Source organism: Shigella sp. FC1661, assembly GCF_001712525.1.
Taxonomy (GTDB): domain Bacteria; phylum Pseudomonadota; class Gammaproteobacteria; order Enterobacterales; family Enterobacteriaceae; genus Escherichia; species Escherichia coli.
In genome coordinates this window covers 1-24,519 of record NZ_MDGW01000399.1, presented here as the reverse complement: position 1 = coordinate 24,519, position 24,519 = coordinate 1, and the positions used below count along the sequence as shown (strand labels likewise).

Below are 24,519 nucleotides of genomic sequence, written 5' to 3'. Positions count from 1 at the left end.
CACCCCGTCAGTAGCTGAACAGGAGGGACAGCTGATAGAAACAGAAGCCACTGGAGCACCTCAAAAACACCATCATACACTAAATCAGTAAGTTGGCAGCATCACCCATTTTGATGACATGAAACCGGAGCATTTTGCATGGAGTTTTCGTTTTCACCCAAACTTCTTGTTGTTGCTGTCGCCGCCGCTCTTCCTCTCATGGCCAGCGCAGCAGATACCCCGTCAACTGCCACCGCACGCAAAGGCTTTGCCGGATACGATCACCCAAACCAGTATCCACAGAACGCTGCAATTTATTGAATTTGCACGATCATGTAGGCCGGATAAGGCGTTTACGCCGCATCCGGCAATCAACCGCAGGCGGCCACAAAATGGCCGCTATTTTACTTATTCACCACCAGCAAATGTGCCTGCATAATGTCACTGGCCGGGCGACCGTGCGCCAGCAAATCAGCCATTGCTTTAAGATATGGCGGTAGATGGCGGAAATAACGCTGATACCCGGCACACAAATAATTCAGCCCCGGTTTGCCGCTGGCATCGAGCATGAAGCGGTGTTTCGGGCAGCCTCCCCAGCACGCTTTTAACACGTTACAACTGCGACACTGCGCCGGTAATTGCTTAAATTTATCTTCACCAAACACCTGCTGTTGCGGGGAATCGATCATTTCTGCAATTGTTTGCTGATGCATATTCCCCAGCCGATATTGCGGATAAACATAGTGATCGCAGGCGTAAACGTCGCCGTTGTGCTCAACAATCACCGAGCGCCCACAGGTTGGCTGATGATGGCAAACCGCACCCGGCGCACCGACAAAATTGGCAAACGCCCATTCGATATTCATCACGAAAATCTTGCCGACGTCGCGTTTGATCCAGTGGTCAAAAATCGCCACCAGAAATTCACCAAATTCATCGGGGTGCACAGACCATTCCGTCAGTTCCCCCTGAATATCACCAGGCGCATGTAGTTTCAGTCCATCGCTGGCAGCTGTTTCATCAGCCAGGCGCTCGACCACCGGAATAAACTGGATGAATTCGACTCCCGCATCGCACAAAAAATCATAAACCTGCAACGGTTGCTGCGCGCTGGTGCGGTTGACGCAGACCAGCACGTTATAGTCGACATGATGTTTTTGCAGCAGCGTCAGGGCACGCATCACCAGCTTATGCGTTGGTCTGCCACCTTTGGTCACGCGATATTGATTGTGGATCTCAGCCGGACCGTCCAGCGATAACCCAACAAGAAAATGATTTTCTGCCAGAAATGCACACCATTTATCATCGAGCAGCACGCCGTTAGTCTGGAAGCTGTTACTTATCTTCCTGCCAGCACCGTATTTCGCCTGTAACTTTACGGCACAGCGGTAAAAATCCAGCCCGAGTAACGTTGGTTCGCCGCCCTGCCAGGTAAAAGCCACTTCGTTTTGCGGTTCGCTGGCAGCGATATAGTGACGGACATACGCTTCCAGCGTGTCATCGTCCATATGCGTGACTGGCTTTTCGCGGTAAAGGGATTGTTTTTCGAGATAAAAACAGTAGTCACAGTTCAGATTACAATCGGAACCACTCGGTTTCGCCATCACATGAAAAGCACGCGTTGGAACCTGTTGCAGCATGGTCACTCCTTGCCTGAAGTCATCCTTCAATACGTTAAGGGCGAAATCATACCGTGGGGCAATGAGTTATTACGGGCGTTTATTGCGAAGGGAGGGTGACGAAATGCACAGAAAACAAAAAACCCCGCCGAAGCGGGGTTCAAAATTGGTCGGCGAGAGAGGATTCGAACCTCCGACCCACTGGTCCCAAACCAGTTGCGCTACCAAGCTGCGCTACTCGCCGAAATACTGCTTTTTGAATTTTTAGTTCAATTCTTTAAAGTCGTGGTGCGAGGGGGGGGACTTGAACCCCCACGTCCGTAAGGACACTAACACCTGAAGCTAGCGCGTCTACCAATTCCGCCACCTTCGCATTGTCACAACTTCTAATAATGGGGTGGCTAATGGGATTCGAACCCACGACAACTGGAATCACAATCCAGGGCTCTACCAACTGAGCTATAGCCACCACTACAAATCTTGTTACGCGGTATTACTACCACCGCAGCTCAAGCGCCGGGACTAAATGGCGCGCCCGACAGGATTCGAACCTGAGACCTCTGCCTCCGGAGGGCAGCGCTCTATCCAGCTGAGCTACGGGCGCTTAGCGCCGTTGCGGGGGTGGATAATACGGACTTCCCCCCCTCTGTCTAGTCCCTTTTTAAATAAATTGCGCGTTTGGTTACGGTTTGTGCGTTTTGCTGCTTATTCCTCCAGTTTATGCGCTTTCCCGTGGCGATTAAGGCCAAAAACTTTATAAATCGCCGTCACCGCCAGCATAAAGATGATGCCAACAAACAGCGACATACGCGTATCTTCATTAAAGTACATGCCGATCAAAACGCAAATCAGGAATGCCATTGTTACGTAGTTGGCCCACGGGAACAGGATTGAGCGGAACGGATGGCTGGCAATCGCCGCTTTATGTGCACGCCGAAAACGCAGCTGGCTTATCAATATCACAAACCATGGCACCATCCCCGGAAGCACGCTGGCACTGTAGACGTAGACAAACACACGCTGCGGATTGGGAATGATGTAGTTCAGGCATGAGCCAATTAGCAGAATAGCAATAGATACTGCCACACCCGCAACTGGTACGCCGTGACGGGAAACTTTCGCCATCGCCGCCGGTAACTGACGGTTTTTCGCCAGTGCGTAGAGCATACGTCCGCAACTGTACATGCCGCTGTTACAGCCAGAGAGCGCAGCCGTCAGCACCACAAAGTTGATAATGCCCGCCGCTGCGGTAATACCGATTTTGGCAAAAGTCAGTACGAACGGGCTGCCGTTGCTGCCACTTTCATTCCACGGGAAGATGGTGACGATAACGAAAATCGCGCCTACGTAGAAAATCAGGATCCGCCACAGCACTTTGCCTACGGCACTGCGCAACGTCACCTGCGGATTCTTCGCTTCACCGGCAGTAATGCCAATCAGCTCCACGCCCTGGTAGGACGCCACCACAATACACAGCGCGGTCAGGAACCCTTTCCAGCCACCCGCAAAGAAACCGCCATGCTCTGTGAGATTGCTAAAACCAATCGACTGCCCGCCATTGCCAAAGCCAAAGAAAATCACGCCCAGGCCAATGACAATCATCACGATAATCGTGGTGACTTTGATCATCGCGAACCAGAACTCGATTTCGCCGTACAACCGCACCGCCGCCAGATTCGCCAACGCCACCAGCGCCACTGCGATCAATGCGGGTATCCACTGCGCCATCTCCGGGAACCAGAACTGGACATAAACGCCAATGGCGGTGATTTCTGAGATCCCCACCGCCATCCACATAAACCAATAAGACCAGGCGGTGAGATAACCAAAGAACGGGCTCATATAACGATGCGCATAAACGGCGAACGAACCGGTAACCGGTTCGAGGAACAACATTTCGCCCATTGAACGCATGATGAAAAAGACGAATAGCCCGGCGATGATATAGGCCAACAATACGGATGGCCCGGCCCATTTCAAGGTACTGGCGGCCCCCATAAACAGGCCGACGCCAATGGTGCCCCCCAGGGCGATGAGTTCGATATGTCGAGCTTCCAGCCCACGCTGTAGCTCTGGTTTGTTATCTGCCATAAATCCTCGTGTTGTGTTTGCATGCTTTCCGGTGTTACCGGTTATCGTTATGGGTACATCGAGTGTTGCGAATGTTTTCGTAATTCAGGAGAAATGGCAAATAAAGCATTAAAAATTTGAATGCTTTGTGTAATAAAAAAGCAGACAGGCGACGGAGTGACCACTCCGTCGCTTTACAAAGAGAGGAAAATCAGAGGTTGCCGGTGTAGTGCCAGCGTAAATAACGCAGCAAACGAAGCTGACGCTTAATGCGGCTCGGCTGCGAAAGCAGGCGGTAGAGCCACTCCATTCCCAGCGTTTGCCAGATTTTCGGTGCGCGTTTTACGTGACCGGTGAAAACATCGTAAGTCCCGCCAACGCCCATATACAGCGCATCTGGATGCACCAGACGGCAGTCGCGCATGAAGATCTCCTGCTTTGGCGATCCCATCGCAACGGTGACGATTTGCGCTCCGCTGGCATGAATGCGTTCAAACAGCGCCTGACGCTGCTCGGGTTTAAAATAACCATCCTGACTGCCAACGATATTCACATTCCACTGGTTGCGCAGTTTAGCTTCAGTTTGCGCCAGCACTTCAGGTTTACCGCCCACAAGAAATACCGGCGTCCCTTCTTTGCCTGCGCGCGCCATCAGCTCTTCCCAGAGATCGGCACCGGCAACGCGGGAAACCTGCGCCTGCGGGTACTTTTTACGTACTGAACGTACAACGCTGATGCCATCCGCATATTTAAATTCGGCAGCGTTAATTAACTCCCTAACCTCGGCGTTATCTTCAATGGTCAGCATTTTTTCAGCATTAATGGCAACCAGTGTTCCCTGCTTAAGCTGCCCGTCAGCAAACAGATAATCGAGGGCGTGCTGCATATCACGCCAACCAATCAACTGTAAGCCACGCAGCGTATAGGTCGGTGCCGTGGTGTTGTTATTCATTGTTATCCTTCAACCTGCGTCCGGAGCGATGATTTTGTACGTTTATGAATGAGTCCGGCGCTTTCAAAAAGCCAGTACAACAGTTTTGCGATCATCAGACATGCGCCGAAGACCACGATAAAAAAGACTACGCGTGAGACAAACGAATCCAGCCCTTCACGTGCCAGCACGATCATATTGAAGATCGCCCCAAAGCAGAAACTGTGCAATATCGCAGCCTTATAGCGATTAGGCTCGCGGTTGCCCAGCTCATACAGCCAGTCGAACCATTTGATGATCAGACCAACCACGATCGCCCCGAGCGGGATGAACAACGCGCCGCCCATCACCACCAGTGAGCCTATAAGCGTAGGCGAGATCGCCAGTCCGGAGTGGTTATTCAGCACTTCCCTGGTAAAGTAGTTGGCTGAGTTCAGCACCATACTCGGGCGACCCGGCCACAGCCAGGAAGGGATAAAGACATAGAAATCGCGGACAATTGGAGCCAGGCCCTGGAAGTCGATGTTGTCGTAGTTCTGCAACAGCAACGCCAGATTCTCCCACGGCGAGAAGGTGTCGCGAGTGAGATAGAGAAACGTATAGAACGCTTCATCGCCGCTCACATTCATTCCATAGCGTTTTAGCGCCAGCCAGAACATGCCCACAATCCCCAGCACGCCCGCCGCCGCCAGCATCCACAACGAAATCCAGCCGCGAATAATGCCAATAAACAGGAAGATAGCGAATGCGATGATGATATTGGCGCGAGTGCCGCCGACAATCATATAAGTCAGCAAGCCAAAGGCGACCGTGCTGACGAGGAAAAACAGCCACGCTTTGCTATCCTGGCGCAGAAAGTAGACCACCAGCATCGCCGGGATGAAAAAGTAAAAGAAGCGTTTTAACGCCACGCCGGAGACTTCACTGGAGAAGATCTGACTGTAGGAGTTAAGCCGGAACAGCAAAAAGCCGTTGTGCATGAAGAAGATGCCGACGCTTACCAGCGCGATGCCCATCAGGATCACCCACGTAAGATTGGTCTCCACGCGGTTCATGGTAAACAGCGGACGGCGCGGTACATCAGCAACGCGTTTGCGTAGGCGGGTTTTGTAGGTGACATAGTAAACCGCGTAGAAGCAGCCCGCAGAAAGCAACGCCTGCAACAAGATTTCTGGCGGCGCGACACCAACATCAAAGCGAAATACCAGCACGCTGGTCAGCGGGAAGCCGAAGAAAAAGGTGAGCAAAAACAGCAATGAAAAGAAGACATTGAAGTTAAAGCGCACACGGCGAAACTCAAACCAAGTCAGCGTGGCAATAAACAGCGTGCAGAGCAGCCAGACCACAAACAGGCCACTGAATTGCAGCAGACTCATGCGACCTCCCCGGCGGCAATCGCCAACGCCCGCTGCCAGCCTTGTAGATAGTTAGGGCTAAAGAAGGCAATGGTGTTTTTATCCACCGACGCCAACTGGCGCTGCGCTTCACGCACAATATCCTCGTTGAGATCGTCGGTAGTAAACAGCACCGGCAAATGCTGTTCCGTCATATCCTGCCAGAACGGATTTTCCCGGTTAAGCACACAAGGAATGCCCGCCTGAATCAGTAAGCAAAGCGTACCAATGCCCTGCTGGCGGGCAAAAATAAAGTAACCAAGATCGCACTGACGAAGTAGCGCCAGATAGGCGTCAAATTCCAGTTTTTCGCTCAAAATTTGCAGATTTTCTTCGCTGAATAACTCCAGCCCCGCCTGACGAACTTCCTCAATGTACGCTTCGTTATTAGGCGGATATCCCATCGGCACCACCACTTTTACCGTATCGCCAAATTGCTGATGAACGGCGCGCAAGGCAGCAATATGGTCATTGCTGCGGTCACCGGAGTTCCCCACCAGAATGGTCATTTTCCCTTCACGTTGCCGATCGTTCGCCATCGTATTGAGAGAAGGGTCCATCCGCGTCGGGAAGTACAGCAGTTCGCCCCGCACCTTTGGATGCGTTTTGGCAAAAAAGCTCAAATCACCGCGGGTGGCAAATACACAGCCGACTCGCTTTTGCGCCAGGCGACGTAGCGGGTAAAAAAGCTTATATCTCAAGCCACTGGAAAGCTCATACAGGTCTGCCCCCCAGATATGCCAGAAAAACTGGCTGGGCTTAATGCCACCACTCAGCAGAGCCAGCCACAGTGTGGGATTGAACTGACCGTGGAAAAAAAATCGCTGCTGACGGTTAGCTTTTGCTTTCGCGATGACCGCTTCCGCCAGCGATTTTTTCCCAGGGAAAAATTGCACAGAAAGCGCCGGACAGCTATCACTTAAGCCGTCGTCCTTGCCAACAACCATAAACTCGCGCGCGTGCTCGCTCGTCGCGGCCAGCGCGTCATTGAAAAACCGCAAAACGGTTCGGTTATGGTGAGGGATATCCGATCCCAGTACGTGAATCAGTACAGTCATGCCCGCCTACGCCAGAGTAAAAACACGCCACAACAAAGAGAAAAATAGACGATATAAGTTGCCATATATGCCTGCGCCGCGCCCAGTGCACCATGCGCAGGGATTAGCCAGTGGGCAAATACCATCAATAAAGTGAACTGGCTGACTTCCGCCAGAATATAAAACCGCAGTGACGCTTTGGCGATCACCAGATAACCAAAGACATAAGCGCCCACTTTTAACACATCACCCACTAACTGCCAGGCAAAGAGATCGCGCATAGCGGTAAATTTATTCGACAACAGCAACCAGATAGCAAAATCACGCAGCAACCAGACGGTAAAACTCGCCGCCGCCACTGCCGGTAAGACGAATTTTAGCGATTTAACCACTTCCCGGGTGATATCGCGCTTTTCCGTTAGCCGCGACAACGTGGGCAGCAAATATACGCTGAACGATGCCGTAATGAATTGCAGGTAGGCATCGGAAATACTGCTCACCCCTTGCCAGATCCCCACTTCATCCCAGCTATACTGCGCCGCCAGCAGTTTACGCATCATGATGTAAGCAACAGGCAAGGTCACCGACGTAATCAACGCCATGAGCGTAAATTTGCTCAACTGCCCTGCCAGACCGTTATCCCAGCTGGTTTCAGATAGCTTAACGGGATGACACCACGTTTGATCAACATGATGGCGGCAGGAATTACCACCAGCGCGGGAATCAGCGCCAGACCCAGCAACGCCCCTTCATAACCGCCCAAACGGTAACTGACGTAGTACGCGAGAACGCCAATCAAGCTGCCGACAATCAGCGATAACGCATTACCTGCGGCATCGCGAAAGCCTTTCATCAGCGCCAGTAACAGGTTGCCCCAGGCGATCCCCATTTGCACCAGCGCCACTAAACGCACCAGCCCCTGATAGTCGGTATTACCAAACAATCCCTGGCTGATTGGCGCAGCTGCCAGCACAAAAACCAGCGCCATCAGCGTAGAGAAACCAAGTACCATCGCTGATGAAGTGCCGACCACGCGGCGCAGCTGTTGCGGATTATCATGGTACTGGGCAACGTATTTGGTTACACCGTTAAAGATGCCAGCCCCGGCAAGCACGCCGAGCACGGTAATCAACTGGCGGAAATTTGCCGCCAGCCCAAGCCCCGCCGGACCAAATGACACCGCCAGCAACTTACCGACCAGTAACCCGGCACCAATCTTGACCAGTGTACTGGCCGCCGTCCACAAGGACGCTTTTGCCAACGACATATCAGGAGAAGTAGTTCAACAAAGTCGCAATTACCGTACGCTGATTGACGGGCGACAGGTTGTAGAACAGCGGCAGGCGCAGCAGGCGCTCGCTCTCTTTGGTGGTGCAGCGATCTTCACCGTGGAACTCACCAAAGTGTTCCCCCGCAGGGCAACCGTGCAGCGGAATGTAATGAAACACCGCCATGATTTCCGCTTCTTTCAGAAAGTTAATCAACGCGCTCCGGTCATCAATATCCCGCAGTTTAATGTAGAACATATGCGCGTTCTGCACGCAGCCATCGGGAATCGACGGCAGCTCGATACGCCCGGCTTTCGCCAGAGGCGCTAACGCATCGTAGTAGTTTTGCCACAGCGCCAGACGTTGCTGGTTGATACGATCCGCTGCTTCCAGTTGCGCCCACAGGTATGCAGCTTGCAGATCGGACATCAAATAGCTGGAGCCAATATCGCGCCAGGTATATTTATCGACCTGACCACGGAAGAACTGGCTGCGGTTAGTGCCCTTTTCACGGATGATCTCGGCTCGTTCGATTAACGCTTTATCGTTAATCAGCGTCGCGCCGCCTTCACCACCCGCCGTGTAGTTTTTGGTTTCATGGAAGCTAAAGCAGCCAATATGACCAATGGTTCCCAGTGCACGCCCTTTGTAAGTGGACATCACGCCCTGAGCGGCATCTTCCACCACAAACAAATTATGCTTTTTCGCCAACGCCATAATGGTGTCCATTTCGCAGGCCACACCCGCGTAATGGACCGGCACGATAACGCGCGTTTTGTCGGTGATCGCTGCTTCAATCAACGTTTCGTCGATGTTCATGGTGTCCGGGCGAACATCCACAAAGACGATTTTCGCGCCACGCAGCACAAAGGCATTGGCGGTGGAGACAAAGGTGTAGCTCGGCATGATCACTTCATCGCCAGGCTGGATATCGAGCAGCAGCGCCGCCATCTCCAGCGAAGCGGTGCAGGACGGCGTCAGTAACACTTTGGCGCTGCCAAAACGTTGCTCCAGCCACTGCTGGCAGCGACGGGTAAAACCGCCATCGCCACACAGTTTGCCGCTACCCATTGCCGACTGCATATAGTCGAGTTCGGTTCCCACCACCGGCGGTGCGTTAAATGGAATCATGTGATCACCTGTATAACCAGTACGCGGTGCTTTCTACATTCGCACCACTTTGTATGTATCGTTTAAGCGCGGCGGTGTTGCCCATTTGGGTCGCCACCCGCAAAGTTGTTTTACCGCGAGCATACGCCCAGTTTAGCGCCGTTTGCATCAGCTCAGCACCTGCACCGCGTCCAGCCAGCAGGCCAATTCGCGCATCTGTCGCATTGAGTTCCCGTAAAGAGACATAGCCGCGAATATCGCCGGACGCCGCACGTAGAATCAGACATTGATGATCAAAGGTGCCGCGCACGGCATTTTCAATCCACTGTGCATAAAAGCGACCGCTGGCGTCAGGCGCATACCACGGCGCACGAAAACGGCTTTGCGCAAATGCGGCGCTAGCTAACTGACGTAATGCGGGAATATCGGTCTCTTGTGCCACGACAGCACCGCTATCACTGACATTGTTCACGGGTAGCGCCAAATCAACTTCACCTTCTACCAGGGAGAATCCCAGCTGTTGCAGGGCATCCAGTTCACCCGTATTTGATGCCACAATTTTGGCCTGCACCCGTGACCACGGCGCTAACGCGTCTGGCGTCAGGAGCGGTGCTTCAGACTTAATGCGCACGATGGCGCTGTTAACACCAAAGAAGGCGTTTTCCCAGGTTAGTGGCTCAATACTGGCGCGGACGGGCACGAAGTAACTCCAGCAGATATTGGCCATAGCCAGTTTTCGCTAATGAACTGGCAGCACGCTTCACACCCTCGTCATCGAGCCAGCCGTTACGCCAGGCGATCTCTTCCAGGCAGGCAATCTTAAAGCCCTGGCGTTTTTCTACTGTCTGCACAAAGGTACTGGCTTCAATCAGGCTGTCGTGAGTGCCAGTGTCCAGCCAGGCAAATCCGCGCCCGAGCAGTTCAACGGTCAGGTTGCCCGCCTCGAGGTACATCTGGTTGATGGAGGTAATCTCCAGTTCACCACGCTCCGACGGCTTCACCTGCTTTGCGTACTCCACGACTTTACTGTCGTAGAAATAAAGCCCGGTCACCGCCCAGTTTGACTTCGGCTGTTTTGGCTTTTCTTCCAGCGAGATAGCGCGGAAATTGTCGTCAAACTCCACCACGCCAAAGCGTTCCGGGTCCATCACCTGATAGCCAAATACCGTCGCCCCTTCCGTGCGCGCCGCAACATGACGCAGCTTCGGACTGAAGCCCTGACCGAAGAAGATGTTATCGCCCAGCACCAGACAAGAAGGTTCACCGTTGAGGAAGGTTTCACCGATGATAAAGGCCTGCGCCAGACCGTCCGGGCTGGGCTGTTCGGCGTATTCCAGCTGGATACCGAACTCACTACCATCGCCCAGCAGGCGCTGGAAATAACCTTTATCTTCCGGCGTAGTGATGATGAGAATTTCGCGGATACCGGCCAACATCAGCACCGACAGCGGATAGTAAATCATTGGCTTATCGTAAATCGGCAACAGTTGCTTCGATACGCCGCGCGTAATCGGATGCAATCGGGTGCCGGAACCGCCCGCCAGGATAATACCTTTCATGTTTGCCTCCGCTGAAAATTAGCCTTTCAGACCTAAACGCTCGCCCTGATAGCTGCCGTCCTGCACCTACTTCCACCAGCTTTCATTAGCCAGATACCACTGCACCGTTTTACGCATTCCACTTTCAAAGGTTTCCTGTGGCAGCCAGCCAAGTTCACGGGCAATTTTCGAAGCATCAATGGCATAACGCAGATCATGCCCCGGACGGTCAGCGACAAAGGTGATCAAGTCACGATAGTGCACCACGCCGTGCGGCTTGTTCGGAGCCAGTTCTTCCAGCAGCTCGCAAATGGTTTCCACAACATCGAGATTCTTACGCTCGTTGTGACCACCAATATTATAGGTTTCACCGACTTTCCCGGTGGTCGCCACGCAATACAGCGCGCGGGCGTGATCTTCCACATACAGCCAGTCACGGATTTGCTGCCCGTTGCCATATACCGGCAGCGGTTTACCCGCCAGCGCGTTGAGGATCATCAGCGGGATCAGTTTTTCCGGAAAGTGGTAAGGACCGTAGTTATTCGAGCAGTTGGTGATAAGCGTCGGCAGACCGTAGGTCCGCAGCCAGGCGCGCACCAGATGGTCGCTGCTGGCTTTTGACGCGGAATAAGGGCTGCTCGGCGCATACGGCGTGGTTTCGGTGAAGAAATCATCCGTCGAGTGCAGGTCACCATATACTTCGTCGGTGGAGATATGATGAAAACGGAACGCTGATTTTTTATCTTCCGTCAGCGTATTCCAGTAAGCCCGCGCCGCTTCAAGCAATGTATAAGTCCCGACAATGTTGGTTTCAATAAACGCTGCCGGGCCGTCAATAGAACGGTCAACATGGCTTTCGGCTGCCAGATGCATGACACAGTCTGGCTGATGCTCAGTGAATACGCGTGCCAGTTCTGCCCGATCGCAGATATCAACTTTCTCAAAGGCAAAGCGATCGCTTTGCGCGACCGGTGCCAGCGACATCAGGTTTCCGGCGTAGGTCAGCTTATCGACCACTACCACCGCGTCGCTCGTTTCGTTGATGATATAACGCACCAGCGCCGAGCCAATAAACCCGGCACCACCTGTTATCAGAATTTTTCTCATCAGCGCCAGACTCCTTTGGCATCGACGACATACTGCTGATGGACATTGTCGCCATTGATAACTTTAAACTGACTATGATCGACCAGCATCACCAGCACGTCTGCCGTTGCCAGCGCCTCGTCAAGCTGCGCCAGAGTACAAAGCCCGGTCAGTTTTTTCGGCAACTGGTGGATGTTAGGCTCAACAACCAGAGTTTCGCCGCTATGCCACTGGGCAATCAGTTCAGCGATTTCCATCGCCGGGCTTTCGCGCAGGTCATCAATATTCGGTTTAAACGCCAGACCAAAGCAGGCGATTTTCAGTTCACTGGCGCGTTTATCGGTAGCCGCCAGGCAATCAGCCACCGCCGCTTTCACCTGATCGATAACCCAGAACGGTTTGTGATCGTTCACTTCGCGCGCGGTACGGATAAGCCGCGCCTGCTGGGGGTTCTGTGCCACGATAAACCACGGATCAACAGCAATGCAGTGACCGCCCACGCCAGGGCCAGGCTGAAGAATATTAACGCGAGGGTGACGATTCGCCAGGCGAATCAGTTCCCAGACGTTAATCCCCTGATCGGCACAAATCAGCGACAATTCATTAGCAAAAGCGATATTCACATCGCGGAAGCTGTTTTCGGTGAGCTTACACATTTCCGCCGTCCGCGAGTTAGTGACGACACACTCACCTTCGAGGAAAATTTTGTACAGTTCGCTGGCGCGGGTCGAACAAACCGGCGTCATACCACCAATCACGCGATCGTTTTTAATCAGCTCGACCATAACCTGGCCCGGTAACACGCGTTCCGGGCAGTAAGCAATGTTGACGTCCGCCTGCTCGCCCACCTGCTGTGGGAAAGTGAGATCCGGACGCATCTCTGCTAACCATTCTGCCATCTTCTCGGTTGACCCCACCGGCGAGGTGGATTCAAGGATCACCAGCGCGCCTTTTTTCAGCACTGGCGCAATGGAGCGAGCAGCCGATTCAACGTAGGTCATATCTGGCTCATGATCGCCTTTAAACGGCGTGGGTACAGCAATCAGCCAGGCATCCGCTTCAACTGGCGTCGTGCTCGCTCGTAAAAAACCGCCTTCTACGGCAGTTTTTACTACGCTCGCCAAATCAGGCTCGACGATATGGATTTCGCCACGATTGATGGTATCAACCGCGTATTGGTTGATATCGACACCAATCACCTGTTTTTGCCGTGAGGCAAACGCTGCTGCTGTAGGCAGCCCGATGTAACCCAGTCCGATAACAGAAATGGTCGCAAAACTCATAGTGATATCCGATTATTTTTTAACGCTTCCAGAATGCGAGAGCATGCCTGACCATCACCATACGGGTTATGGGCGCGGCTCATAGTTTGATATTCGTTTTCGTCTTTTAAAAGACGCGTCACTTCCTCGACAATTCGCTGCTTATCCGTGCCTACCAGACGCACCGTACCCGCCGTCACCGCTTCCGGACGCTCAGTGGTATCGCGCATCACCAGCACCGGTTTCCCCAGCGAAGGCGCTTCTTCCTGAATGCCGCCTGAGTCGGTCAAAATCAGCCAGGCGTGGTTCATCAACCAGACAAACGGTAAATACTCCTGGGGATCGATCAGAATGACATTTTTCACATGCCCCAGAATGCGATTGACCGGCTCTCTGACGTTCGGGTTGAGATGCACCGGATAGACAATCTGGATGTCCTGGTGCGTGGTGGCAATGTCTGCCAACGCGTGGCAGATTTCTTCAAAACCACGACCGAAACTCTCACGCCTGTGACCGGTCACCAGAATCATCTTTTTATCGGGGTCGATAAACGGGTAATTTGCCGCCAGTTCTGAACGCAGCGTGTCGCTGCTCATCACCTGATCACGCACCCATAACAGTGCATCAATGACTGTATTACCAGTAATGAAGATTCGGCTATCCGCAACGTTTTCACGCAGCAAGTTTTGCCGGGAAGTTTCGGTTGGAGAGAAGTGATACATCGCCAGATGCCCGGTCAATGTACGGTTAGCCTCTTCCGGCCACGGCGAATAGAGATCGCCCGTGCGTAAACCAGCCTCAACGTGACCAACAGGAATACGCTGATAAAACGCCGCCAGGCTGGTTGCCAGCGTCGTTGTTGTGTCGCCGTGAACCAGCACGACGTCTGGTTTGAACTCGGCAAGAATAGGTTTTAGCCCTTCCAGAATCCGACAGGTTATCTCTGTCAGGCCCTGTCCTGGCTGCATTATGTTGAGATCGTAGTCAGGTACAATGGAAAAGAGTTTCAGCACCTGATCGAGCATCTCCCGATGCTGCGCAGTGACGCAAACTTTAGCCTCAAAAAAAGGAGCTTTTGCCAACGCATGCACCAACGGAGCCATCTTGATGGCTTCCGGGCGCGTACCAAATACAGTCAGTACTTTCACATCGATTCTCTTCGAATAAGCGGCGAGCGCCTTTGCGCTCGCCGCAGCAGTGTTGCTATTTCGAGCAACGGCGGGTTAATGCGACACCAGCCCCGATCAGCCCCCCGACAATGCCCCACATAATCATCAGGAAGGCACGACGTGGGCTATCGCGTTTTACCGGTTCTTCCGGCGTACGCAAATAGCGATAGGTCTGAAAACGCGGATCCAGGGTTGGACCAACATTCAGGGTGTTTAACATGGCCCGATTCTGATCATAGTCGAGATCAAAGGCCGGACCGACGGCCTGTAAATTTTCCAGTCGAGCCTGGAGCATTGGACGCCCAAGCAGGAACATTTCTGAATCAGGTAATTCCTCGGCAGGCACATCTGTCGCACTGCGCGAAATATTATGCTGCTCAGCAATTTTCAGCGCCTGCTCAATGCTGTTCATCCGGCGGTCGTAGATGGCTTTCGCCACCTCTTCCTGACGCTTCACCTGAGCTTTCATCTGGATGGTGCGTGCCGCCCATGCGCCTTTCAGCTCATCATTCAGATGGCTGGCTGCACGCTGGCTGGCAAAAGCAACATACTGACGTAACAGGTTATTAGCGTCAGGCGCGGTTTCGGCAATAAGCTTCACGCTGTCATTGACCGCGCGGGTAAAGTCTCCGGGGATAAACTGGATGTTGTTAATCATTTCATCCAGCAACGCCGCATCGGCTTTGCTGTTGCCCACCATCCGCTGTTTGTAATAGTCGGTTTGCAGCCAGAACTCTCTGCGGGTATCCCACGAGGCCAGTTGCATAACAAACTCTTTATAGGCTTCGTCCATGACCGATGGTTGATCGGCAGAAGCCATGTTTGAACGGACATCCAGGTTACGCAAAAATTGCTGCTGCGAGTAATATCCCCCCAGCATATTCACCGTTGGACGATCGGTAATCGCCGTCGAGCTCCACTCCTGACGAGCAAAAAAAGTATACGCCAGCGCGATTAACGCAAACGCCAGCCCCATGCCAATAATCCATAGCTTCCCAGCCCACAAGGTACGAAACAACCCACGAATATCCAGTTCATTTTCAGCGTCTTCGGCCGGTTTCCCAGGCATTGGTTGTGTCATCACATCCTCATTTATTTGGTTAAATTGGGGCTGCCACCACGATTTCTACGCAGTCTGCGTTTTACGCGCTTAATAAAGCGAGCAACTTTCCAGGCACGCTTAATGCAATATCCATAGAGGAAGAATGCTAGCAAAAAGAGCACCAGCATGACCCACTCCGGGACAAAATGAGAATATTCTGCCAGCACGCCAATGGAAGCGAGCAGTGCTGCGGCAAGGGTAATCAGCACAAACGCCTGACGGGAAGTAAACCCGGCACGCATGATCAAATGGTGAATATGCTGACGGTCAGGAGAGAATGGGCTCATGCCTTTACGCAGGCGACGGTACATAATCGCCACCATATCCATTAGCGGAATGGCGATTATCCACAAAGCGGTAACCGGGCTGATGGGATGGGTTTTGCCCTGGGTCGTTTCGAGCAGGATCCAGATAACGGTAAAACCAATCAGCGTACTGCCCGCATCACCCATAAAGACTTTGTAGCGGCGACCCAGGATACCAAGGTTAAGCATGATGTATGGCAGGATGGCGGCGATCATCGCAAAGCACCAGATTGCGAGGCTGGTTTGCCCGTCGAACCACAAAATCATACCGATTGCTGCAAACGAGACGCAGGACAACCCGCCCAGCAAGCCATCAATGCCATCAACCATGTTGAACGCATTAATGGCCGCCCAGACGGCAAATAGCGTCAGGAAGTAACCAAACGGTCCGAGCACCATCTCCCAGGAGCCAAAGATATAACCCAGGCTACTGAGATAAAGTTTGCCGAACACCATCATAACAATGCCAACAGCGGCCTGTATGGTGGCACGGATTTTTACGCTGATATCAAAACGGTCATCCAGCGCGCCAATGAAAACAAGCACACCGGCACAAGCGAGATAGAGAGATGCATGCGGAATATAGTAATCGACAATTCCGAACGTGAAGCAAATCCCTGCGTAAACCGAAATCCCCCCAACGAGAGGTATCAATCCCTGGTGACGTTTGCGGAAGTTTGGTTTATCCACTAAACCGACTTTTTTTGCCACCTTACGGGCAAAAAACAGAAACAGTGTCGTGAATAAAAAAATACTGATGAGATCAGTACTCACTGTCAGTAAATTCACAATGCATGCTCTCAGAGAAAATTATTAGCAGAAGTATAACCACGAAGACCTTTATTCAGAAGGGAAAGTCCGTTCCGAACCCACCAGCCCTGTGCAAAAATTAACCATTTGATATGCAAATTGCATAACATGCCAGCAAATTCCAGGAATTTTCCTAACATCGCCAGCGCGGCATTAAGATTACAGATATAAAAGCAAAACGCACGTAAACACGTGGCGTTTTTGGCATAAGACAAATTTATGAGCGTTTCATCATTTCGAAGAAATCGTCATTGGTCTTGGTCATGGCCAGTTTATTAATGAGGAATTCCATTGCATCGATTTCGCCCATCGGGTGAATGATTTTGCGCAGGATCCACATTTTCTGCAGTTCTTCCTGAGTCGTGAGCAGCTCTTCTTTACGGGTACCGGAACGGTTGTAGTCGATAGCCGGGAAGACGCGTTTTTCAGCGATCTTACGAGAGAGGTGCAGTTCCATGTTGCCTGTACCTTTAAACTCTTCGTAAATAACTTCGTCCATTTTAGAACCGGTATCGATAAGCGCCGTCGCGATAATGGTCAGGCTGCCGCCCTCTTCCACGTTACGCGCCGCACCGAAGAAGCGTTTCGGACGATGAAGGGCATTGGCGTCCACACCACCGGTCAACACTTTACCTGACGCCGGAACAACAGTGTTGTAAGCGCGCGCCAGACGAGTGATGGAGTCGAGCAGAATGATAACGTCTTTCTTGTGCTCAACCAGGCGTTTGGCCTTCTCGATCACCATTTCCGCAACCTGAACGTGGCGAGATGCGGGTTCGTCAAAGGTAGAAGCAACAACTTCACCTTTTACCAGACGCTGCATCTCGGTTACTTCTTCCGGACGTTCGTCGATCAGCAGAACCATCAGCACACAATCCGGGTGGTTGTAAGCAATGCTCTGAGCAATGTTCTGCAGCAGCATAGTTTTACCGGCTTTCGGCGGTGCCACAATCAGACCACGCTGACCACGACCGATAGGTGATGCCAGATCCAGTACGCGAGCGGTTAAATCTTCCGTAGAACCGTTACCACGTTCCATACGCAGACGAGAGTTTGCGTGCAGCGGGGTTAAGTTCTCAAAGAGGATTTTGTTGCGGGCGTTTTCAGGTTTGTCGAAGTTAACTTCGTTAACTTTCAGCAGCGCAAAATAGCGTTCACCTTCTTTCGGCGGGCGAATCTTACCAGAGATGGTATCACCAGTGCGGAGGTTGAAACGGCGGATTTGGCTAGGGGAAACGTAGATGTCATCAGGACCGGCGAGGTAGGAGCTGTCTGCGGAACGGAGGAAACCAAATCCATCCTGCAATATCTCCAGTACGCCATCACCAAAGATATCTTCGCCACTCTTTGCGTGCTGCTTCAGGATGGCAAAAATAATGTCCTGCTTACGCATACGAGCCAGGTTTTCCAGCCCCATATTTTCGCCGAGAGTGATCAGCTCAGAAACCGGCGTATTCTTTAATTCGGTAAGATTCATAGTGGTGTGAGTTCTTAAACTTGGGGTAAATCTCGAACTTAATGTTGTGAATGGTATGGCAGGATCATCCATGCCTGTTTACGGTCATCGACTCATGTCTTTTCGCTGCCTGGTCACAGGAGAGTACGCAGAACTGAAACGACAAGACGGATTGAGTGACGAGCCAGAAATCTGTTCACTTCGCATTTAAGATAAAACGGGAAGCGTTGGAAATTACAAGATTCAAACTTAATAAGGTATGTTTAATACGAAGTCAACACTAAGTTAGCATGACTCACGCCGGGCGTCCAGTTTTTAGCGACGGGGCACCCGAACATGAAATTCCCTTACGCCAGGTTAGCGTCGAGGAACTCTTTCAACTGACCTTTAGACAGTGCACCCACTTTGGTTGCCGCCACTTCACCGTTTTTGAACAGCAGCAGAGTCGGGATACCACGGATGCCATATTTCGGCGCAGTGCCAGGGTTTTGATCGATGTTCAGTTTTGCAACGGTCAGTTTGCCCTGATATTCGTCAGCGATTTCATCCAGAATCGGGGCGATCATTTTGCACGGACCGCACCACTCTGCCCAGAAATCGACGAGGATCGCCCCGTCCGCTTTGAGTACATCCGTGTCAAAACTGTCGTCAGTCAGGTGAATAATTTTATCGCTCATATATAACTCCACAGGAATAAGCCTGGCGTGTTGGTTTCGTTGTTGGTGTAACATTAACCAACTAAAGGTTGACTTTATTTCACCGGATACGCTTTCGTAAAGCAATAGTAAGCTGATATTCTACCACACTATGAGCAAAACACATTTAACAGAACAGAAGTTTTCCGACTTCGCCCTGCATCCGAAAGTTGTAGAAGTCCTTGAAAAAAAAGGGTTTCATAACTGTACGCCCATTCAGGCACTGGCCCTTCCGCTGACGCTGGCGGGTCGTGACGTAGCCGGGCAGGCGCAAACCGGTACCGGGAAAACGATGGCGTTTCTTACGTCAACGTTTCATTATCTTCTCTCTCATCCTGCGATTGCCGATCGCAAGGTGAATCAACCACGTGCCTTAATTATGGCACCGACGCGTGAACTTGCCGTGCAGATCCATGCCGACGCAGAACCGCTGGCGGAAGCTACCGGCCTGAAGCTGGGTCTGGCTTACGGTGGTGATGGCTACGACAAACAGCTGAAAGTGCTGGAAAGCGGCGTTGACATTCTGATTGGCACTACGGGGCGTTTAATTGACTACGCCAAGCAGAACCACATTAACCTCGGTGCCATTCAGGTGGTGGTACTGGACGAAGCCGATCGCATGTACGATCTGGGCTTTATTAAAGATATCCGCTGGCTGTTCCGCCGTATGCCGCCTGCAAACCAGCGCCTCAACATGCTGTTCTCCGCCACGCTTTCGTACCGGGTACGTGAACTGGCGTTCGAGCAGATGAACAATGCCGAATATATTGAAGTGGAACCGGAACAGAAAACGGGCCACCGTATTAAAGAAGAGCTTTTCTACCCTTCTAACGAAGAAAAAATGCGTTTGCTGCAAACGCTGATCGAAGAAGAGTGGCCAGACAGAGCGATTATTTTCGCCAATACCAAACACCGTTGTGAAGAGATCTGGGGCCACCTGGCGGCAGATGGTCATCGTGTCGGTTTGTTGACAGGCGATGTCGCGCAGAAAAAACGTCTGCGTATTCTTGATGAATTTACCCGTGGCGATCTGGATATTCTGGTTGCCACCGACGTTGCCGCGCGTGGTTTGCATATTCCGGCAGTGACGCACGTCTTTAACTACGATTTACCCGATGACTGTGAAGATTACGTTCACCGTATTGGTCGTACAGGTCGCGCAGGCGCAAGCGGTCACTCTATCAGCCTGGCGTGTGAAGAGTATGCATTGAATTTGCCTGCTATTGAGACCTATATTGGTCACTCAATTCCGGTAAGCAAATACAATCCGGACGCATTGATGACCGATCTGCCAAAACCGCTGCGCCTCACGCGCCCACGTACAGGCAATGGTCCGCGTCGTACTGGCGCTCCGCGTAATCGTCGTCGTTCAGGTTAAATAAAATGTCATACTCAAAATCATTCAAACTGTATCAAGATGGCAAGAGAATGAATCCCGATGAGCATACTGTAGTAAGTGATTCAGGTGAAAGAATGCAGCCAACACAGAGACAGATTGAAGGATGAAGAGTATGGGTTCCACCTCGTCGCTGTATGCAGCCATTGATCTCGGTTCGAATAGTTTTCATATGCTGGTTATGCGCGAGGTGGCTGGAAGCATCCAGACGCTGACGCGAATAAAACGCAAAGTGCGTCTGGCTGCTGGCCTGAATAGCGAAAATGCCCTGTCTAATGAAGCAATGGAGCGCGGTTGGCAATGTCTGCGCCTGTTTGCTGAACGTCTGCAAGATATCCCTCCCTCGCAAATTCGCGTTGTCGCTACGGCGACATTACGTCTTGCCGTCAATGCGGGTGATTTTATTGCCAAAGCGCAGGAAATCCTCGGTTGTCCGGTACAGGTGATCAGCGGTGAAGAGGAAGCACGTCTGATTTATCAGGGCGTTGCTCACACAACTGGCGGTGCCGATCAGCGCCTGGTGGTGGATATAGGCGGTGCCAGTACTGAACTGGTAACCGGCACGGGTGCACAAACCACCTCGTTGTTCAGCCTGTCGATGGGCTGCGTCACCTGGCTGGAACGCTATTTTGCCGATCGTAATCTGGGGCAGGAAAATTTTGATGCTGCAGAAAAAGCGGCACGCGAAGTGTTACGTCCGGTTGCCGATGAATTACGGTATCACGGCTGGAAAGTGTGCGTTGGTGCTTCCGGCACCGTGCAGGCGTTACAGGAAATCATGATGGCACAGGGGATGGATGAACGCATTACCCTGGAAAAGTTGCAGCAATTGAAACAGCGAGCCATTCATTGCGGTCGGCTGGAGGAACTGGAGATTGACGGGCTGACGCTGGAACGTGCGTTAGTGTTCCCGAGTGGTCTGGCGATCCTGATCGCCATTTTTACCGAACTGAATATTCAGTGTATGACCCTGGCGGGCGGTGCGCTGCGTGAAGGCCTGGTCTACGGCATGTTGCATCTGGCCGTCGAGCAGGATATTCGCAGCCGTACGCTGCGTAATATTCAGCGCCGCTTTATGATCGATATTGATCAGGCGCAGCGCGTAGCCAAAGTTGCGGCTAACTTCTTCGATCAGGTGGAAAAGGAATGGCATCTTGAAGCAATAAGCCGCGATTTGCTCATCAGCGCCTGTCAGCTTCATGAAATCGGCCTGAGCGTTGACTTTAAACAAGCGCCGCAACACGCTGCTTATCTGGTGCGTAATCTGGATCTTCCCGGTTTTACCCCCGCACAGAAAAAATTGCTGGCGACGCTACTGCTCAACCAGACTAATCCGGTCGATCTCTCATCGCTGCATCAGCAAAATGCCGTACCGCCGCGCGTCGCAGAACAACTCTGCCGTTTACTCCGCCTGGCCATCATTTTTGCCAGCCGTCGCCGTGACGATCTCGTGCCAGAGATGACATTACAGGCTAACCATGAACTGTTGACCTTGACGCTTCCGCAAGGTTGGCTAACCCAACATCCGCTGGGTAAAGAGATTATTGCTCAGGAAAGCCAGTGGCAGAGCTATGTCCACTGGCCGCTGGAAGTGCATTAATGAGTAAGTGCCGGATGCGATGCTGACGCATCTTTTCCGGCCTTGATTATTTCCCTCGTTTTGCCGCCATCATCGCTTTCAGATTCGCCAGATGGCTTTGCCCTTTCTGCATCCGTTCTTCGGCGCTGACCACTTTGCGCTCCTGTTCCCAAATCAGATCATCCTGCGGCAGCTCCAGCAAAAAGCGGCTCGGCTCCGGGCGCACCAGCTCGCCGTACTGACGGCGTTCTTTACACAGCGTAAAGGTCAATTCCTTCTGGGCGCGGGTAATGCCGACATAGGCCAGCCGCCGCTCCTCATCGATATTATCTTCATCGATGCTACTCTGGTGCGGCAAAAACCCTTCTTCCATACCGACCATGTAGACATAAGGAAACTCCAGCCCTTTTGACGCGTGCAGAGTCATCAGTTGCACCTGATCCAGCTCTTCTTCACTCTCACCACGCTCCATCATGTCGCGCAAAGTAAAGCGCGTCACCACCTGGGTGAGCGTCATCGGCTCATCCAGTTCGCTGCCTTCCAGCATCTCCGTCATCCAGCTAAACAGTTGGTTGACGTTCTTCATGCGCATTTCGGCGGCTTTCGGGCTGGGCGATGTTTCGTACAGCCAGGATTCATAATCCATGCCGTGGATCAGATCGCGCACCGCGGCAATCGGCTCCCGCTCCGCCAGACGCTGGATTTCTGCCAACCAGTGAGTAAAGCGGGTCAATGCTTCATAACCACGTCCGCTAAGCGTCTGACTCAGGCCCATATCAAAGCTGGCGGTAAACATGCTTTTATTGCGCGTCATCGCCCACTCACCCAGCTTTTTCAGCGTCGCCGGGCCAATCTCTCTCTTCGGCGTGTTAACGATACGCAGAAATGCGCTGTCATCGTCCGGGTTAGTCAGCACGCGCAGATAAGCCAGCAAGTCCTTGATTTCAGGACGAGAGAAAAACGACGTACCACCAGAAATTTTGTACGGGATGCGGTTTTGCATCAGGAATTTTTCAAACACTCGCGACTGATGGTTACCGCGATAAAGAATAGCGTAATATTTGTACTGCGTTTTATTGACGAAGTGATGCGCAATCAGTTCACCAGTGACGCGCTCGGCTTCATGTTCTTCGTTATTCGCGCTTAAAACTTTAAGCTCTGTGCCGTAACCCAGTTCGGAGAACAGACGCTTCTCAAAGACGTGCGGGTTATTGGCGATCAGGATGTTCGCCGCTTTCAAAATACGTCCGGAAGAGCGGTAGTTCTGCTCAAGCTTAATCACCTTCAGCGCCGGAAAATCCTGACTCAGCAGCACCAGGTTTTGTGGACGTGCGCCGCGCCAGGAGTAGATCGACTGGTCGTCATCGCCCACCACGGTAAAGCGCGCGCGGCTGCCCACCAGCAGTTTCACCAGTTCATACTGGCTGGTGTTGGTGTCCTGATACTCATCCACCAGCAGATAGCGAATTTTGTTCTGCCAGCGCTCGCGGACTTCTTCATTGCGTTGCAGCAGCAACGTCGGCAATAAAATCAGATCATCGAAGTCGAGAACATTGCACGCTTTCAGGTGTGCATCATACAGCCCATAACAATGGGCAAAAATACGGTCCCGCTCGCCAATCGCACTGGCTGCCGCCTGGGACGGTGTTTTGAGATCGTTCTTCCAGTTAGAGATAGTCGAAATCAACTGTTGCAGGAGAACTTTGTCATCTTCAATCAGCCCTTCGGTCAACTCTTTGAGCAACGCCAGCTGATCGATATCGTCAAACAGCGAAAAGTTCGCCTTCATCCCCAGCGCCGCATACTCACGCTTGATGATATCCAGCCCCAGCGTGTGGAAGGTTGAGATCATCAGCCCACGCGCCTCTTTGCGACCCAGCGTCTGTCCGACACGCTCTTTCATCTCGCGCGCCGCCTTATTGGTAAAGGTCACCGCCGCGATATGTCGCGCCTGATAACCGCAACCGCGGATCAGATGGGCGATTTTATTGGTGATCACACGAGTTTTACCGGAACCCGCGCCCGCCAGCACCAGGCAGGGGCCGGTAACGAATTCGACAGCTTGTTGTTGGCCGGGGTTTAGACGCATAGGTGTATTGCTCAATCTTCGAACGGGGGGAGGATTGTAGCAGAATCGCATTTGAATGTGACCGCGTGTAAGCCGCTAACCGGTTGGCTGCGGATGTTTAAATCAGAGAGGGAAGACCGAAACCGGAGTTCATCGTGAATCCATTAGACTTAGAAAATATCGGGTCGTAACGTTGTGTTATTACTTTTTCAGAGTTTACTAAGGAGAGGTGTACTCGTGGCGATTAATTTCAGTCCTAAGGTTGGTGAAATACTGGAATGCAACTTTGGTAACTATCCTGTTAGCCAGAATGGACAGTTCAGCACCACGTATTACGATGGCCGCATTCCTCCTGAAATGATAAAAAACAGGTTAGTTGTTGGATTTGCCCCTATATTTCCAGACATCTGTTATCACTTAACCCATTACAAGCCCGCTGCCGCAGATATTCCCGTGGCGAGCGATAACCCAGCGCACTATGCGGATGCCATTCGTTATAATGCTCGAACGCCTCTGCAAGGTTCTTTGCTGCCGTTAACCCGTCTGGTTTGGGCATGATACTGATGTAGTCACGCTTTATCGTTTTCACGAAGCTCTCTGCTATTCCGTTACTCTCCGGACTCCGCACCGCCGTGTTCTTCGGTT

At 52.2% G+C, this 24,519-nt stretch carries 21 protein-coding genes, 4 tRNA genes and 3 pseudogenes; 4 read left to right on the top strand and 24 right to left on the bottom strand.

Translation table 11 applies throughout. From position 1 onward, the window contains the following. The coding region (locus tag BFF42_RS28420) for an IS1 family transposase (protein ID WP_165888145.1) at nucleotides 1–51 on the bottom strand (51 nt) is incomplete at its 3' end. A gap of 87 nt (nucleotides 52–138) precedes the next feature. Here BFF42_RS28420 and BFF42_RS27030 point away from each other — a divergent pair. Beyond that, a pseudogene (locus BFF42_RS27030) lies at nucleotides 139–276 on the top strand (arylsulfatase); the annotation flags it as partial. A 107-nt stretch (nucleotides 277–383) separates the two neighbouring features. On the opposite strand, the gene BFF42_RS19005 reads toward BFF42_RS27030, so the two are convergent. From BFF42_RS19005 to trxA, 21 genes and pseudogenes are all read right to left on the bottom strand, one after another. After that, the gene (locus tag BFF42_RS19005; RefSeq protein WP_039059659.1) at nucleotides 384–1,619 is read right to left on the bottom strand and encodes an anaerobic sulfatase maturase; all 1,236 of its coding nucleotides are present in this window, start codon (nucleotides 1,617–1,619) and stop codon (nucleotides 384–386) included. Between the two features lie 146 nt (nucleotides 1,620–1,765). Beyond that, nucleotides 1,766–1,842 (bottom strand) — tRNA-Pro (locus BFF42_RS19000). A 42-nt stretch (nucleotides 1,843–1,884) separates the two neighbouring features. Beyond that, a tRNA-Leu gene (locus tag BFF42_RS18995) sits at nucleotides 1,885–1,971 on the bottom strand. 20 nt (nucleotides 1,972–1,991) lie between these two features. After that, nucleotides 1,992–2,067 (bottom strand) — tRNA-His (locus tag BFF42_RS18990). A gap of 58 nt (nucleotides 2,068–2,125) precedes the next feature. Further along, nucleotides 2,126–2,202 (bottom strand) — tRNA-Arg (locus tag BFF42_RS18985). Nucleotides 2,203–2,303: 101 nt separating this feature from the next. After that, nucleotides 2,304–3,689, bottom strand: coding sequence for a bifunctional threonine/serine APC transporter ThrP (thrP, locus tag BFF42_RS18980; protein ID WP_000774742.1), 1,386 nt, complete (start codon nucleotides 3,687–3,689; stop codon nucleotides 2,304–2,306). Nucleotides 3,690–3,879: 190 nt separating this feature from the next. Beyond that, complete coding sequence (gene wecG, locus BFF42_RS18975) at nucleotides 3,880–4,620, bottom strand: lipopolysaccharide N-acetylmannosaminouronosyltransferase (protein ID WP_039059660.1); 741 nt, start codon at nucleotides 4,618–4,620, stop codon at nucleotides 3,880–3,882. Between the two features lie 2 nt (nucleotides 4,621–4,622). Next, nucleotides 4,623–5,975 carry an ECA oligosaccharide polymerase gene (gene wzyE, locus BFF42_RS18970; RefSeq protein ID WP_000055128.1) on the bottom strand — a complete coding sequence of 451 codons (1,353 nt, stop codon included), beginning with the start codon at nucleotides 5,973–5,975 and terminating at the stop codon, nucleotides 4,623–4,625. Beyond that, nucleotides 5,972–7,051, bottom strand: coding sequence for a TDP-N-acetylfucosamine:lipid II N-acetylfucosaminyltransferase (gene rffT / locus BFF42_RS18965; RefSeq protein ID WP_000217241.1), 1,080 nt, complete (start codon nucleotides 7,049–7,051; stop codon nucleotides 5,972–5,974). Before rffT ends, wzyE begins: the two co-directional genes overlap by 4 nt. Beyond that, nucleotides 7,048–8,297: pseudogene (wzxE, locus tag BFF42_RS18960) on the bottom strand (lipid III flippase WzxE). Before wzxE ends, rffT begins: the two are co-directional and overlap by 4 nt. 1 nt (nucleotide 8,298) lies before the next feature. Beyond that, on the bottom strand, nucleotides 8,299–9,429 hold the full coding sequence (rffA, locus tag BFF42_RS18955) for a dTDP-4-amino-4,6-dideoxygalactose transaminase (RefSeq protein WP_000612042.1): 1,131 nt from the start codon (nucleotides 9,427–9,429) through the stop codon (nucleotides 8,299–8,301). A gap of 4 nt (nucleotides 9,430–9,433) precedes the next feature. Then, nucleotides 9,434–10,108: a dTDP-4-amino-4,6-dideoxy-D-galactose acyltransferase gene (gene rffC / locus BFF42_RS18950; RefSeq protein WP_146759059.1), complete on the bottom strand. Its 675-nt coding sequence runs from the start codon at nucleotides 10,106–10,108 to the stop codon at nucleotides 9,434–9,436. Then, nucleotides 10,086–10,967 (bottom strand): glucose-1-phosphate thymidylyltransferase RfbA, encoded by an 882-nt coding sequence (gene rfbA / locus BFF42_RS18945; protein WP_000676056.1) that lies wholly within the window; start codon nucleotides 10,965–10,967, stop codon nucleotides 10,086–10,088. Before rfbA ends, rffC begins: the two co-directional genes overlap by 23 nt. 66 nt (nucleotides 10,968–11,033) lie before the next feature. Beyond that, nucleotides 11,034–12,053 carry a dTDP-glucose 4,6-dehydratase gene (gene rffG, locus BFF42_RS18940; protein WP_001226583.1) on the bottom strand — a complete coding sequence of 340 codons (1,020 nt, stop codon included), beginning with the start codon at nucleotides 12,051–12,053 and terminating at the stop codon, nucleotides 11,034–11,036. Beyond that, nucleotides 12,053–13,315, bottom strand: a complete 1,263-nt coding sequence (wecC, locus tag BFF42_RS18935; protein WP_000006639.1) for a UDP-N-acetyl-D-mannosamine dehydrogenase — start codon at nucleotides 13,313–13,315, stop codon at nucleotides 12,053–12,055. The genes rffG and wecC overlap by 1 nt, the downstream gene beginning before the upstream one ends. Then, the gene (wecB, locus tag BFF42_RS18930; RefSeq protein ID WP_000866664.1) at nucleotides 13,312–14,442 is read right to left on the bottom strand and encodes a non-hydrolyzing UDP-N-acetylglucosamine 2-epimerase; all 1,131 of its coding nucleotides are present in this window, start codon (nucleotides 14,440–14,442) and stop codon (nucleotides 13,312–13,314) included. The genes wecC and wecB overlap by 4 nt, the downstream gene beginning before the upstream one ends. A 55-nt stretch (nucleotides 14,443–14,497) precedes the next feature. Beyond that, nucleotides 14,498–15,544, bottom strand: coding sequence for an ECA polysaccharide chain length modulation protein (wzzE, locus tag BFF42_RS18925; protein ID WP_001295256.1), 1,047 nt, complete (start codon nucleotides 15,542–15,544; stop codon nucleotides 14,498–14,500). A gap of 11 nt (nucleotides 15,545–15,555) precedes the next feature. Beyond that, a complete protein-coding gene (gene wecA / locus BFF42_RS18920) occupies nucleotides 15,556–16,659 on the bottom strand; it encodes a UDP-N-acetylglucosamine--undecaprenyl-phosphate N-acetylglucosaminephosphotransferase (protein ID WP_001050960.1) in 1,104 nt (367 codons plus the stop codon). Between the two features lie 238 nt (nucleotides 16,660–16,897). Then, on the bottom strand, nucleotides 16,898–18,157 hold the full coding sequence (rho, locus tag BFF42_RS18915) for a transcription termination factor Rho (RefSeq protein ID WP_001054527.1): 1,260 nt from the start codon (nucleotides 18,155–18,157) through the stop codon (nucleotides 16,898–16,900). Between the two features lie 84 nt (nucleotides 18,158–18,241). Further along, on the bottom strand, nucleotides 18,242–18,343 hold the full coding sequence (gene rhoL, locus BFF42_RS18910; protein ID WP_001295255.1) for a rho operon leader peptide RhoL: 102 nt from the start codon (nucleotides 18,341–18,343) through the stop codon (nucleotides 18,242–18,244). A gap of 140 nt (nucleotides 18,344–18,483) precedes the next feature. Beyond that, on the bottom strand, nucleotides 18,484–18,813 hold the full coding sequence (gene trxA / locus BFF42_RS18905; RefSeq protein ID WP_001280776.1) for a thioredoxin TrxA: 330 nt from the start codon (nucleotides 18,811–18,813) through the stop codon (nucleotides 18,484–18,486). A gap of 130 nt (nucleotides 18,814–18,943) precedes the next feature. Between trxA and rhlB the strand changes: the two genes are divergently transcribed. Next, entirely contained in the window at nucleotides 18,944–20,209 is a 1,266-nt protein-coding gene (gene rhlB, locus BFF42_RS18900) for an ATP-dependent RNA helicase RhlB (RefSeq protein WP_000047518.1), read from the top strand. A 133-nt stretch (nucleotides 20,210–20,342) separates the two neighbouring features. After that, nucleotides 20,343–21,827, top strand: coding sequence for a guanosine-5'-triphosphate,3'-diphosphate diphosphatase (gene gppA / locus BFF42_RS18895; protein ID WP_039059661.1), 1,485 nt, complete (start codon nucleotides 20,343–20,345; stop codon nucleotides 21,825–21,827). Nucleotides 21,828–21,873: 46 nt separating this feature from the next. Here the strand turns inward: gppA and rep are convergent, their stop codons facing one another. Continuing rightward, entirely contained in the window at nucleotides 21,874–23,895 is a 2,022-nt protein-coding gene (gene rep / locus BFF42_RS18890) for a DNA helicase Rep (protein WP_039060426.1), read from the bottom strand. A 216-nt stretch (nucleotides 23,896–24,111) separates the two neighbouring features. Here rep and BFF42_RS27915 point away from each other — a divergent pair. Further along, nucleotides 24,112–24,255 (top strand): annotated as a pseudogene (locus BFF42_RS27915) (type II toxin-antitoxin system PemK/MazF family toxin); the annotation flags it as partial. A 10-nt stretch (nucleotides 24,256–24,265) separates the two neighbouring features. On the opposite strand, the gene BFF42_RS18885 reads toward BFF42_RS27915, so the two are convergent. After that, nucleotides 24,266–24,519, bottom strand: a 254-nt coding sequence (locus BFF42_RS18885) for an integrase core domain-containing protein (protein WP_024167457.1), incomplete at its 5' end; no start/stop codon positions are given.